A 14,254-nucleotide genomic window follows, 5' to 3' on the forward strand; every position below is an offset into this window, starting at 1 on the left:
TTTAGTTTTTTTGAAGATACCAGGACGCTCTTACCGAGAAATAATTAGTTAATCCAGTTGTCACCGCAGAGTTGAAGTAGAAATTTTTAGTGGTCGGCAAATGATTATATCCTGCTGATAGTGACAAAAAATTCAGGTCCGTTTGCAAAGCAAATCTTGGTGTGATCCAATAGGAAATACCTGGCGTTACATATAATCCAGCAGAATAACCGTCGTTTTTTTTCGCCTCACCATTACTCGTATTCTTGAAATGCAGATAAGCCAGATTCACCGAAGAATTCAAAAAGATAGCCCATTTTGGACTAAGTAATTTATAGTGTCTTACGTAGGGCGAAAGATTATAGGCAATGTTGCCACTCTTGGATAGATGATCCTGCCCTGAGTAGCTACTTTTGCTTTTTGAAAAGGCCATACTCGTACCAATACCTATTCCTATCATTCTATTTTCGCTCACAAATTTTCCAAACTGAAAAGAAGGGTTTAAATTGAATGTACTATACTTAGTATCATAGTTGGCAGAATTTGACAAGCCGTCGCTTGCCTGATGGCTACCATTGAAATTAATTGTTGCGGCAACGTACTTCGTTCCCTTTTGCAGCTGTGCTTTAACGGGCATAGCGACACCGATAAAGGCGGTTAAACCAATAAGAAGAGTTTTTTTCATGACTATGAGTAGTTGATTTCAAAGCCAATATAATGAAGAATATGTAACCAATAAACGATTTGTGAAAATTTAAATTATTTTAACAAAAAACATTAAAAAAAGAGGCCTGCACGTGGTGCGGCCTCTAAGTATTACCAACCTAACTAACTAAGAAACTTTCCGCTTTCAGCCTTCGCCTCAAACTGTTTTCTATGTCAATATCTTTGTCAATATATCCCTGCCCAGTTACCCTGGCGGTAAAATTGAAGTAATCTTTGTTTCATCATATATTCATATTTTGCCTGAATCGCATTGGCCTGAGATTTCCCAAGGTTGGCCTTTGACAATGCGTACTCAAAAATGTTTGCGGTACCTGCATTCAGTTTACTTTCTACAACTGTGAAACTTGCAGTCAATGACTCCACCTGGCCTTGCGCGGCGCCATAGCGATCAGCAGTACTATTCACATCCAAAACAGCCAATTCAACCGATTGACGCAACATTTGTTTTGCTATATCCGTCTGGTTTTGCGCCTGACGTTCCTGCACTTTTGCCAGTTCCACACGTGGACGTGTCACCCACCGGCCCATGATCGGAATATTTAATCCCAGGCTTAACGAACCGTTTCGGGTTGCATTCAGCTGTTTAAAATAATCTAAATTTGTGTTTGTGGAAGCGTAAAATGCACCAATATTGGCACCTAAAACAAGCGACGGATAATTATTCGCCTTGATTGATTTCACTAAATAGTAATAACTCTTGCGGCTCAATTCAGCACTCTTAATTTCAGGAAACTGTTTCAGCGCATCTTCATAAACGGCCTGAATATCTTTCGAATCTGCCGGCCATTCAATAGGACTAAGCGGTTCGAAAATTACAGAATCGTCCGGTTCAAGATTCATTCTTTGAAACAAAGCCAATCTGGCTGTTTTATAATTATTCAAAGCTGTTACCATATCAAACTTATCGTTCGCAAGCGTAGCTTTGATCTCGTAAAGTGTACTTTGCGCAGCAACTCCGGCATTCAATTGTTTTTCAACCCGGTCAACCTGTTGCTTGGAAGACTCAACCTGCTGAACATAAGATTCATATAAAGATTTCGTTGCCAAAACATTTACATATCCCTGCAAAAGTAAAATCGTTTGGGCGTTTAATACTGCTTTTCTGTTTTCATCCGCCGATTCCTTCAAAACCTGACTTTGACGAATCTGATTCTGGATTTTAAAACCCTGAAATATATTCATCTGAAAATTGGCGCCGATGGAACTGTAATTGTAAAGCTCATCAATATACGCATTGGTATACTGGTCAATACTACGTCCAAGATTCAAACTGTGATTAGCTCCAACATAAATCTGTGGGAAAATCAACGATTTCGTCTGACGCAGATTTGCCTGCGCTGCTTCTGCCTGAAGATTTCCAGCACGGTAAGTGAGGTTATTTCTGGATAGAAGTTCAACACAATCCGCAAGGCTAAGCGTTTTTTGCGCCTGTGCAAACCAGGGAAAAAGACAAAAAAGTAGTAATAAACGTTTCATGACTAATAGATAGGTTATAGAGGAAAAGTGCGAATCAGGCCAGCCAGCCATCTTTCAGCCTGATTACACGGTTCCCATACGTAGCATTAGCTTCCGAGTGAGTTACCTGCACAATCGTTACTTTATCTTCCTGATTGAGTTTTTGAAATAATTCCATAATTTCCACCGCCTGTTCAGAATGCAGATTTCCGGTTGGCTCATCAGCAAAAATCACTTTTGGATTATGCACAATAGCACGGGCCACACCTACCAATTGCTGTTGTCCACCAGAAAGCTGATGCGGAAAAAGATCTTTCTTGGCAACCATATTAAATCTGTCCAGCAATTCAGCCACGCGGCTTTTTCTTTCAGATCCTGAAACACCTTTGTAAAGCAACGGCGTTTCGATGTTTTCATAAACGGTCAGTTCGTCAATCAAATGATAAGCCTGAAATACGAAACCAATATGATGACGGTGTAATTCCGTACGTTTTTTCTCGGTAAGTTTTTGAACCGGCTCGTCCAGAAAAAGATATTCACCTTCCGACGGCTCTTCAAGCAATCCTAAAATATGCAGCAAAGTTGACTTCCCTGAGCCTGACGGACCCATGATGGAGACAAATTCGCCTTCTTTAATATTCAAATCAATATGGCGCAACACATATGTTTTGCCAAAACCTGCCGGATAGTGCTTGGAAATTTTTTCTAATTTGATCATTATAAATTATGATTTGAGATTTTGATTCACAAGAATAAAGACATTTACCGGTGATTCTCTTTCTCTTTTGTTTATTTCGTTTTCAAAAAGCCTTGCCACAGTTTTTTATCATTGTATATCAAATAGTTATATTTTCAAATAAAATAAAACCGTCCGAAATCGTACACTTTTGTACGGTTTCGGACGGTTAAAATCCGTATGATTATGTTATCAGCTTCTCTTTCTGACATCTGCGGCATCCAGCATAAAATTATGCAGATCCGTGTTTTTCACAAATGGTTTCAGCATTTCGCTTCCAGGACCAAACATCGCCAATTCGACGTAATCCGCAGAATGATCCATACCTGCCCAACCGATAGAAGTATATGCAGATTGTATCTGGCCAAGTTCTTTAAATGGCAGTTTTTTAGGATTGTATAATCCTTCTTCATTCAAAGTGGTATAATGCGCCAGCAAACTTTCAGCTTCTGCTTTTTTAATGGCATAACCTTGTGCTTCTTCCAATCTTTCAACAATCTGGGAAGCGGTTGAGTTTTTGTTAATTCCGTTTAAAACCCAATCATTGCTATGCTTGAAATGATGCATATAATCGAAATTGTTCTCTGTCATTGAGCCCGAAAACAATCCCGGATTGGCATTGCCGTGATCGGTTGTGATGATGACAAGCGTCTCTTTGTCCTGTTCTGCAAAATCGATGGCAACTTTGATAGCATCGTCGAAAGCGATCTGGTCATAAAGCAATCCGGCAGAATCATTGGAATGAGCAGCCCAATCCACTTTCCCACCTTCTACCTGCATTACAAAGCCTTTTTTGTTCTTTTTTAATTTATCAAGCGCCGCTTTTGTCATTTCAGCCAAAGTGGGAACTTGCTCAATTAACGTTGTATCATGCTGATGATCTACTGAAAATGGCAAGGCATTATCCGCAAATACACCAAGTAAAGGTTTTGTTTCCGAAGAAGAAATGTTAAGTAATTCCTTTTTCGTTTTAACGGTTATATACCCGGCTTCATCGAATTTTTTGTATACATCATCCTTGTCTTTTCTTTTGGCCGGATCAAAATAATCCTGACCGCCACCCATCATGACATCAAATTTCAATGGCAGATATTGAAGCGCAATATCATTCTGATCTCCTCTTGATTTATTATTGATACAAAAACCTGCCGGCGTTGCATGCGTGATCGGCACAGAAGTGACACAGCCAACAGACTTTCCGGCTTCTTTAAATTTTTGCAGAATTGGTTTGTTATAACTTCCATCCGGATTCGCATTTAAAGATCCGTTATTCACCCGCACTCCCCCGCCCCAGGCTGAACTGGCAGCGGCAGAATCAGTAACAAAAGAATTTGCAGAAGCGGTGTCCATAAATGCACGTTTTGCCTTATTATCAAGATACAATTGCATCCAATGGCTTTGTCTTCCTTCTTTTCTTTGTAATAAAAGACTGGACATATTGAGTGTACCGGTACTCATACCATCACTCACCATGAAAATTATATTTTTGGCAACAGTACCACTTCCTTTTATTATCCTGTCATTATTTCCCAATAAATCCAATGGAGAAAACAACGAACCCGCCGCAACCGTCAGGGAGGAATTTCTAAAAAAATCTCTTCTTTTCATTTCAATATTTTGATCATTTTCCGCCGGATTGACGATTTTGAATAACTGACAAACTTATGTTTTGTATGTTATCAGATGATGAGGAAAGTGTTGTATTTGAGTTAAGTTGAAGCCTTATTTGTTGTAAGAAGAAACATTTTCGAATTTCCAGGAGACTCCTTCGGAGTCAGGTAACGGAACATGACAATCATTTGCTAAAACAGGACACCACATAAAGTAATTTTCTACCTGTTTAATAATTTTTCAGTTTTGAAAGATCATGATTATCAATTAGATAAGATCCTACGCTATATTGATTGATTGGCCGATTTCAGACAGATTATCTTTCACTTCACTAAGATAATATCCTGACTATATAAATCGCCTAACGACTTCTTGCTATTAATGACCGCTCGTTAGAGCATCCTGCTTAAAGAAAAAACTCGAAAATTCCATTGTTGGCTCCGTCAGGAGCCTCCTGTTTTATACGACCTATTTCTGTTAAAACGCATTACATATATATTTAATTGTTACCCCAAAATCCACACAACCCAATAATTTATTTGAATCTCAACATTATTCAATCAAAACGATTAACTTCACTTTTTACTGAAAACAGTATCTAAATCACCTGAACCCATTAATGAAAAAGATCTTTTTACCTGCCATCGTTCTTATGGCTGTTTTACTTGTGTCGGCACGACTTACGATTGACGACAAAAAGAAATCATCAGACGCCGACTGGCCGGAATATCTCGGCGGTTCCGATCGTAATCATTACTCGACTTTAACACAAATAAATACTTCCAATGTAGGGCAGATTACGAAAGCCTGGGAATACCACTCGCTGGATTCCGGACAGGTGCAATGTAATCCAATCATTATTAACGGAACTTTATATGGCGTGACGGCGACAAATCAGGTTTTCGCGCTGGACGCAGCAACCGGGAAAGAAAAATGGAAATTTGCAGCAGGAAAAGCTGGCGGACTAAATACTAATCGCGGCGTAACGTATTGGACAAGCGGCAGCGAGTCCAGAATTCTGTATGCCTACGATTCCTGGCTTTATGCGCTGGATGCGAATACAGGTCAACCAATTAAATCCTTCGGAGAGGATGGAAAAGTAAGTTTGAAAAAAGGATTAGGAGAAACTGCGAAAGATAAATTTGTAATTTCAAATACGCCCGGAACGCTTTTCGAAGACCTGATCATGATGCCGCTTCGACTTTCAGAAGGGCCAGATGCGGCTCCCGGAAATATCCAGGCATTTAATGTCCGCACCGGAGAATTGGCCTGGGTCTTCCATACAATCCCTCACCCAGGGGAATTTGGCTATAATACCTGGCCGAAAGATGTTTATAAAAATACAGAAGTTGGTGCCGCTAACAACTGGGCAGGTATGGCGGTTGACAAAAAACGAGGTATTTTGTTTGTGCCAACCGGTTCGGCAGGTTTTGATTTTTATGGTGGCAACCGCGCCGGACAAAATCTGTTTGCCAACAGTTTATTGGCGCTGAATGCCAGAACTGGTAAGAGAATGTGGCATTTCCAGCTTGTTCATCACGACATCTGGGATCGTGATATACCCGCACCGCCAAATTTGGTTACGATAAAAAAAGATGGAAAAACCATTGACGCTGTCGCACAAGTAACAAAAGCAGGATTTGTTTACGTTTTTGACCGGGTGACTGGAAAACCTGTTTATCCAATTAACGAGATTCCTGTTCCCAAAAGTGATATTCCGGAAGAGAAAGTTTGGCCAACGCAGCCTGTTCCTACTTTACCAAAACCATATGCGCGTACCACTTTCGCTGAATCAGACATTAACCCGCATTCTGCTGACCGTGATTCTTTGTTAAATGTTTATCGGAAAGCCAATAAAGGCATGTTTCATCCTTTTGGAAAAACGCCAACAATCATTTTGCCCGGCTTCGATGGAGGCGCGGAATGGGGCGGTGCGGCGGTGGATCCTGATGGCATTATGTATGTCAATGCAAACGAAATGCCCTGGATTGCAAGCCTTGCACCAACACCAAAGGATGATGAATTGTCTAATTTAAGTCCGGGTCAACGGGTTTATACTTTGAATTGTGTGGTATGCCACGGCCCTGAACGCAAGGGAAATCCCAAAAGCGGTTATCCATCACTGGTTGATATTGGTCAAAGAAGAGAGCGTGATTATGTAGCCAAACTCATTACGAGTGGAAAAGGGATGATGCCAGGTTTTACAAGCATTACCGGAGCTGAAAAACAGGCACTTATTGCATTTTTGTTTGGAGATGAAAAAGTAGAGGTTGTATCTGAAAACAAAAACAAAAAGGGGCCTTTTGTACCGTATAAATTTAACGGTTATAACAAATTTCTTGATAGCAAAGGGTATCCGGCGATTAGTCCGCCCTGGGGTACTTTAACAGCTATTGATTTGAATACCGGAAAACATGTCTGGCAAAAAACCCTGGGAGAATTTAAAGAACTTACAGCAAAAGGTATTGCCCCAACGGGTACGGAAAATTATGGCGGACCAGTGATAACAGCCGGCGGATTGTTATTTATCGCGGCTACAAAAGACGGGATGTTCAGAGCTTTTGATAAAAAAACAGGGAAACTTCTGTGGCAAACTGAATTGACTGCGGCTGGTTTTGCCACGCCGAGTACTTATGAAGTGAATGGAAAACAATATGTTGTTGTGGCATGTGGCGGGACAAAATTAGGCACGAAAAAGGGTGATAGTTATGTGGCTTTTGCACTGCCATAATTTTATTTCAAATTAAAAACGGATCGTGCACATTATGTCACCCTTTCAGGGTTCGGATTTCGCACGATTCGTTTTTTCTATAATAATATCATCCCTTCGGGATTATAGCCGGGAGACTTCCGGATTGAAAGAATGTGATTGCGTAGGAAAACGTAGACGAAGCAGAAATGTGTCACCATTTCAAGGCTTGATTTAAAATCAAATACGCTTCTATATTTCATAACTCTTGATTTTTCGAATTAAACTTCGTAATCACGGTTTTTCGGTTACAATCCCGAAGGGATGATATTATTATAGAAAAACCGTAACAATCCACAAACCAAAACCCTGAATGGTAGTTAAAAATCCATTTTTGTCTACAATTCTTAAGGATGACATTATTAAGAAAATCACATCATCCGAATAACCAAATCCCGAAAAGTACTTTAAATATCCATTTTACCCACAATCCCGAAGGGATGACATTATTATAGAAAAACCGTAACAATCCACAAACCAAAACCCTGAATGGTAGTTAAAAATCCAATTTTGTCTACAATTCTGAAGGATGACATTATTAAGGAAATCACATCATCCGAATAACCAAATCCCGAACATTACTTTGAAAATCCATTTTTACCCACAATCCCGAATGGATGATATTATTATAGAAAAACCGTAACAATCCACAAACCAAAACCCTGAATGGTAGTTAAAAATCCATTTTTGTCTACGCTTCTGAAGGATGACATTATTAAAGGAAATCATATCATCTGAATAGCCAAATCCTGAAAAGTACTTTGAAAATCCATTTCACCTACAATCTCGAAAGGATGATATTTATAGAAAAACCGTAACAATCCACAAACCAAAACCCTGAATGGTAGTTAAAAATCCATTTTTGTCTACAATCCTGAAGGATGACATTATTAAAGGAAATCATATCATCTGAATAGCCAAATCCTGGAAAGTACTTTGAAAATCCATTTTACCCACAATTCCGAAGGGATGACATTATTATAGAAAAGCCGTAACAATCCACAAACCAAAACCCTGAATGGTAGTTAAAAATCCATTTTTGTCTACAATCCTGAAGGATGACATTATTAAAGGAAATCATATCATCTGAACAGCCAAATTCTGGAAAGTACTTTGAAAATCCATTTTACCCACAATTCCGAAGGGATGACATTATTATAGAAAAACCGTAACAATCCACAAACCAAACCCTGAAAGGGTGACATATGAATTTCAATAACTCCACCTTTTATCAATCATAAATTACATTTGAAACACCTTCATAAAAAATCAATTACAATATCACCAAATTTTCCCTTCGATACGCTTTCAGATCCGCACTCCCAGCTTCCAATTCCGTCACCAGATAATTGACTTCTTCCAGATCACAAACTCTCAAACGCTGCACAGTATCCAGTTTCTCTGAAATCGTAAGGATTGCTGTTTGCTTTGATGCCTTCATCATTGCCCGCTTAACCTGAACAGTTTCCATATCTGTTTCCGTAATTCCCTCATTAAAACTGATTCCATTTGCTCCTAAAATGCACAAATCGGCATGAATATCGGCAAGACGACTGATCACTTCTCCCCCTGAACTGATCTGGGAAGTTTTTGCAATCGTTCCTCCTACAAAAATCACTGTCGCATTGGCATGATCACAAAGCTGCAAAGCCGTTAACAAACTGACTGTAAAAAAGGTAGCTGAAATATCCATAGGAATCTGATGGATCAGTTCACTGACAGTTGTGCCTCCACCGATAACCACAAACATGTCATTTTTAATAAGTGAAACAGCTTTTTGCGCAATCGCCTGTTTTGCCGAAGCAGCATAAGCCTGCGTTGTTGAATAGTTGAATTGATAAGATTTAGATAACGCACCACCATGCACTTTAACCAGCTTGCCAGCCTCTGATAATTCATTCAGGTCACGACGGATCGTATCCTCCGAAACATTCAGGGTGACACTTAAATCTGAGGATAATGCACGATTATGCAGATTTATCTGCTTCATGATGAGCATCTGTCTTTCTTTCTTCATCATGGAGGTCGCAGGCTGGATCATATGTTTAGTTAGGTAATTCTACAATAATTCTAAAAATCGATTTAATATTTTTGATAAAAGTATTTATAAAAAATAATCTACGGTATTTATAAGAAATTTTATTTTTAAAAACTTATTACAACCTATTGATATTTGAGATTCATATGCGGATATTTGTCGATATCATTGCGTTTTTCTGAGCTTTTATCACATCTCCTTAAAAAATCATTTATGAGAAAAAAGGTCTATTTATCTATACACTACCTGCGGTCGGTGACTGTATTGGCAGTAGTGATGCTTGTATCGATGCAAGCCATGGCACAGTCCTATGCCATCAAAGGCAAAGTGAAGGACGGCGGCGGACAGGGCGTCCCGGGTGTTTCGGTGCTTATTAAAGGAAGTAACGTTGGTAGCGTAACGGATGCCGAAGGCGCATATTCACTGAATGCGGATTTGAAACCTGGAAATTATTCTCTGGATTTCTCTTCGATCGGATATGCATCGCTAAGTCAAAATCTCACATTAGGCTCACAAACATCACTCGTGGTTGATGTTACGATTAAAGAATCAGTAGCCGTTCTGGACGAAGTAGTTGTAACTGGTTCAACAATCAAATCAACCCGCAGACAACTGGGAAACTCGATTAATTCTATCAGTTCAAAAGAATTGGTCAATTCCGGTTCTTCCAATTTATTTTCTGCATTGCAAGGTAAAGTTCCGGGAGCGCAGATCACCCAAAACTCCGGAGATCCGTCCGGTGGGATGACGATCCGTCTGCGGGGTATCAAATCCTTGCAGGGAAATTCGGATCCTTTGTATGTAATTGATGGTGTAATTTTGAGCAATACTTCTGTCAACGTTTCTCAATATGCGTTGTCAGACCAGGTTGGTTCAGCTATTGTCGGAACAAACCGTATGGCCGATTTAAATCCTGCCGATATTGAATCGATGAACATTATCAACGGTGCAGCGGCCGCCGCTCAATATGGTTCACGCGCTTCAAACGGTGTGGTTTTGATCACAACAAAAAGAGGAAAAAACGGAGCTCCTCAGATAAACTTCACTACGAGTGTAAATGTGAACGAGCTTCGTAAGAAATTAAAGATCAGCACTTATGGAAAACAATTTGGCTATTCAAGTTTACGTCTGGGAACCATTACAGGTCTAACACCAGCACAAATTGCAGCAAATCCGGGAACGACAACAACAGAAATTACCCGTGACGGTGTAAAAGCAAATCTTGCTACAAATGTAGTTGATGTACAACGTTATGATTATCAGGATGAGATTTTCAGGACAGGTGTTGGAACTGATAATGCACTTTCGATCAGTGGTGGAAACGAGAAAACGCAATATTATGCTTCTCTTTCCTACATGAAAAATCAGGGAATTGTTCAGGGAACAGATTTCCAGCGTTATGGACTTCGTGTGCGTTTGGAACAAAGACTGGCAAGCTGGGCGAAACTTTCAACCGGGATTACTTACAACAACAGTTTTTCCAATGAAAAGCCAAACGGAAACGTTTTTTACAGCCCGATCAACTCGATTAATATTACCAACAACATTTACGACATAACCAAACGTGATGCGAATGGTAATTTGCAGGCGGTGGAACCAACACGTGTAAATCCGCTGACTGTTGTTGAAGACATGAAATTTACGCAGGCTGTAAACCGTACTGTAAATGATGTTCAGCTTAATTTAACGCCTTTGAAAGGATTAAATATTGACTGGATTTTTGGTATTGATGCATTTTCTCAACTGGGAAAAAACCTGATCCCGGCATATCCCTATGCAACGATTTCAGGGCTTCCGGCAGAGCGTTATCCAAAAGGTTTTGCAGCCAATGTGAACAGCTCAACTTTCCAGTATAACAACGATATCAACATTTCCTACGAACGCGATCTGACACCGGATTTCAAATTGAATGTGGTTGCCGGAACAAGTTATCAGAACAGCAAAACAGATATTTCTGCTGCCAGCGGACAAAATCTTGCACCCTTTATCCAGACTGTAAGTGGCGCCGCAAGTACAACCGTGAAAGCCAATTATACTTTGGACCAGTTTGATCTTTTCGGGATTTTCGGACAAGCGACTTTTGGTTATAAAAACCTGGCATTTATCACCGGAGCTGTCCGCAGTGACCGTTCTTCTAAATTCTCCTCGTCACAATCACACCAGACTTACCCTAAATTCAGTGCCAGTTTTATTCCTTCCGATCTTGACTTCTGGTCAAAAGGTGGTTTGGGCAAAGTTGTCAATACTGCTAAACTTCGTTATTCATGGGGTAAATCCGGTAACATGACTGGTATTGGAAGTTATGACCGTTTCTGGCAGTATAATTCTGTTCCTTTTTTAGGTCAGAATACGATTTTACCAAGCGGCACTTTGGCTAATCAAAATGTGCGCCCTGAATTCATGACTGAAAATGAAGGCGGTCTTGACCTTACTTTCCTGAATAACAAACTGACATTGGGATTAACAGCATACAAGCAAAAAATCACCGATCTGGTCGTGAATCGTGTTTTAGCCGCCACAAGCGGTGGTACGAGTGCCATCGACAATGTGGGTGAAATGCAGAATAAAGGTTATGAGGTAAGTTTGGGTTATACACCCATCCAAACGAAGGATTTCACTTGGGATGTAAGTGTGATTTACAGCCAGAACCGCAATAAAATTATCAAATTGGGAAGTCCGCTAATTCTTCAAAACACGGTTTCCGGTGCTCCTTCTTATCTGATTGAAGGACAGGCTGCAAGTGTATTTTATGGAACATTTTTTGCCCGGAACGAAGACGGAAGTCAAAAATTGACAACTCAGGGTTTACCTCAATCTCAAAAAGGTGTTCAATCGGCAACGGATCCTTTGGCTTACACGCCTTCACCAGAAAATGGGCAGGGACAACCTACTACCAATACTACCGTTCGAAAAATAATAGGAAATCCTAACCCGAAATGGACTGGTTCTTTTGTAAACAATATTACTTACAAACGCATCGGCTTCCGTTTCCTTCTGGATGCGGTTCAGGGTATGCAGGTATTCAACGCTGACCGTCGCACGCGTCAGGGTGTTGGTATTGGCGATTATTCTGAAAAAGAACTGAAAGGCGAGCTGCCACGCGGTTATGTTTATTCGATCTATAACACAGAAGAATGGCGGGTTGATAATGCTTCTTTCGTGAAACTTCGTGAGATCAGCATTTCTTATTCTTTGCCAAACATTTTGAAAAATGTGAAAAACATAAACGTAGCACTTTCCGGGCGCAACCTTATTTCATGGGATAAATACGATGGTTATGATCCCGAAACAAATGCTGGCGGTAATAGTGATTTATTGCGTGGTGTGGATTTTGGAAACGTACCTATTCCGCGCACTTATCAGGTGAAAATTTCTGCCAGTTTTTAATTTGCTCATTAATACAATCTTATTGACATGAAAAAAACACTTATATATACAATTCTGGCATCAGGGATTCTGACTTTCAGTTCCTGCGAGCAAAAAGAATTTCTCAACCCAAGCGCGGCCAGCGAAACGCAGGTGGTAAACGATGTCTACGGACTTGTAGCCCTTGCAAACGGCTTGCAATACCGTTATAGCGTTGGCGGCGGCGGTGTTGTTTATACCATGATTTCTGCCAACGGACTTACTACAAAGGAATTGCTTGTATTAAATGCCGGTAACACAGATCTTGATTTGCTCAGCAAAGGTTCGGGAAACGTGCAGGGCAGCAATGCTGTGATAACATCACTTTGGGCACAAAGTCATTTAACAAAATCCAATGCTGATATTATTCTGAAAAATATTGATAAAGCGGGCGATCCTGCTTTAAAAAGTGGAATCCTGGCTTATGCATCCATTTTCAGAGCTTTGGCTTTGGGTGATCTGGCCGAGTTTTGGCAGCAGGCTCCGATTGGAACCGGAACAAATATCGCTTTTAACACGCGTGAAGAGGTTTTAAAAGAAGCGGTTACTACATTGGAAACAGCAGCAGCTTCTATTGCTACAACGCCACCTTCCACTGATTTTACAACACGTGTTGTTAACAGCATCGATATGTCCAATACAATCCAGGCTTTAATCGCACGTTACAGCACGATGCTGGGAGATTATGACAAAGCCCTGACAGCAGCAAACAAAGTTGACCTGACGAAAAAATCAGCTTTCAATTATGATGATGTAAGTCAGAACCCTATTTTCTTCAGCTCATTTGGAAACAGAAATGTAACCGAGCCGATCAGTACCGCCCTTGGTTTGCCGGATGCATTAAAACCGGATGCTGCCGACAAACGTGTAAACTTTTACACGCAAACTGCTGCGCCTACAAAGAATTTAGGTACCGGCTTTTTCACAGCCAACACTGCCCAAATTCCCGTTTATTTGCCGGGAGAAGTAACTTTGATCAAGGCAGAAGCATTGGCGAGAAAAGGCACCATCGCTTCGGCTATTGCTGAATTGGATAAAGTACGTACAAAAACAACGGATGTATGGGGAATCGGTGCTGGTTTGCCTGCTTATTCAGGTGAAACAGATGCAGCTTCGGTTCTGACTGAGATTTACAGAAACCGTTGTATTGAATTGTTTATGTCAGGTTTGAAGCTTGAAGACAGCCGCCGTTTTGGTCGCCCTGCTTCGGAGCGCAACCGCGACTGGTATCCTTACCCAACCAACGAACGACAGAATAATACAAGTACTCCGGCAGATCCGGCAAATTAGTTTTGGACGATAAAAAGCAAATGCCAGAATCAGGATTTCTCCCGGTTCTGGCATTTTTCTTTTCCCCTATATGGGACAATTCTAACGTGATTTTATTTTCATGGCTTTTTGATAAACGGGTTGCGGTTTGAAGAATAGTGGTCCCGACAATGATCAGAACCACTATTGTATTACCAGCAACCTATCCAGTATGATTCTGAATGAAATCTCAATGTACGTTAAACAGTTAAAAATGAATGCCAAGATATAAGTAATTCATAATCAA

8 protein-coding genes are annotated in these 14,254 nt (G+C 40.4%); 3 read left to right on the forward strand and 5 right to left on the reverse strand.

From position 1 onward, the window contains the following. Position 1 precedes the first annotated feature (1 nt). From LXL81_RS19225 to LXL81_RS19240, 4 genes are all read right to left on the reverse strand, one after another. Positions 2-664: a hypothetical protein gene (locus LXL81_RS19225; RefSeq protein ID WP_234648389.1), complete on the reverse strand. Its 663-nt coding sequence runs from the start codon at positions 662-664 to the stop codon at positions 2-4. 206 nt (positions 665-870) lie between these two features. Continuing rightward, entirely contained in the window at positions 871-2,181 is a 1,311-nt protein-coding gene (locus LXL81_RS19230) for a TolC family protein (RefSeq protein WP_234648390.1), read from the reverse strand. Positions 2,182-2,215: 34 nt separating this feature from the next. Continuing rightward, a complete protein-coding gene (locus tag LXL81_RS19235; protein ID WP_137340828.1) occupies positions 2,216-2,878 on the reverse strand; it encodes an ABC transporter ATP-binding protein in 663 nt (220 codons plus the stop codon). A 210-nt stretch (positions 2,879-3,088) separates the two neighbouring features. Further along, entirely contained in the window at positions 3,089-4,504 is a 1,416-nt protein-coding gene (locus LXL81_RS19240) for an alkaline phosphatase (protein ID WP_234648391.1), read from the reverse strand. Between the two features lie 622 nt (positions 4,505-5,126). Here LXL81_RS19240 and LXL81_RS19245 point away from each other — a divergent pair. Further along, positions 5,127-7,238, forward strand: coding sequence for a PQQ-binding-like beta-propeller repeat protein (locus tag LXL81_RS19245; protein WP_234648392.1), 2,112 nt, complete (start codon positions 5,127-5,129; stop codon positions 7,236-7,238). A gap of 1,291 nt (positions 7,239-8,529) precedes the next feature. On the opposite strand, the gene LXL81_RS19250 is transcribed toward LXL81_RS19245, so the two are convergent. Next, positions 8,530-9,276 carry a DeoR/GlpR family DNA-binding transcription regulator gene (locus LXL81_RS19250; RefSeq protein WP_234648393.1) on the reverse strand — a complete coding sequence of 249 codons (747 nt, stop codon included), beginning with the start codon at positions 9,274-9,276 and terminating at the stop codon, positions 8,530-8,532. A 231-nt stretch (positions 9,277-9,507) separates the two neighbouring features. Here LXL81_RS19250 and LXL81_RS19255 point away from each other — a divergent pair, with 231 nt between their 5' ends. Further along, positions 9,508-12,681 carry a SusC/RagA family TonB-linked outer membrane protein gene (locus LXL81_RS19255; protein ID WP_234648394.1) on the forward strand — a complete coding sequence of 1,058 codons (3,174 nt, stop codon included), beginning with the start codon at positions 9,508-9,510 and terminating at the stop codon, positions 12,679-12,681. A gap of 27 nt (positions 12,682-12,708) precedes the next feature. Beyond that, positions 12,709-13,989, forward strand: a complete 1,281-nt coding sequence (locus tag LXL81_RS19260) for a RagB/SusD family nutrient uptake outer membrane protein (RefSeq protein ID WP_234648395.1) — start codon at positions 12,709-12,711, stop codon at positions 13,987-13,989. Positions 13,990-14,254: the final 265 nt, after the last annotated feature.

This window comes from Dyadobacter sp. CY356 (genome assembly GCF_021440195.1).
Taxonomy (GTDB): domain Bacteria; phylum Bacteroidota; class Bacteroidia; order Cytophagales; family Spirosomataceae; genus Dyadobacter.

Bases quoted from the DNA above. Each gene is read 5' to 3' on its own strand.
- LXL81_RS19250 (WP_234648393.1), bottom strand. From the start codon at position 9,276: ATGATGAAGAAAGAAAGACAGATGCTCATCATGAAGCAGATAAATCTG.
- LXL81_RS19245 (WP_234648392.1), top strand. From the start codon at position 5,127: ATGAAAAAGATCTTTTTACCTGCCATCGTTCTTATGGCTGTTTTACTT.
- LXL81_RS19225 (WP_234648389.1), bottom strand. From the start codon at position 664: ATGAAAAAAACTCTTCTTATTGGTTTAACCGCCTTTATCGGTGTCGCT.
- LXL81_RS19260 (WP_234648395.1), top strand. From the start codon at position 12,709: ATGAAAAAAACACTTATATATACAATTCTGGCATCAGGGATTCTGACT.
- LXL81_RS19240 (WP_234648391.1), bottom strand. From the start codon at position 4,504: ATGAAAAGAAGAGATTTTTTTAGAAATTCCTCCCTGACGGTTGCGGCG.
- LXL81_RS19255 (WP_234648394.1), top strand. From the start codon at position 9,508: ATGAGAAAAAAGGTCTATTTATCTATACACTACCTGCGGTCGGTGACT.
- LXL81_RS19235 (WP_137340828.1), bottom strand. From the start codon at position 2,878: ATGATCAAATTAGAAAAAATTTCCAAGCACTATCCGGCAGGTTTTGGC.
- LXL81_RS19230 (WP_234648390.1), bottom strand. From the start codon at position 2,181: ATGAAACGTTTATTACTACTTTTTTGTCTTTTTCCCTGGTTTGCACAG.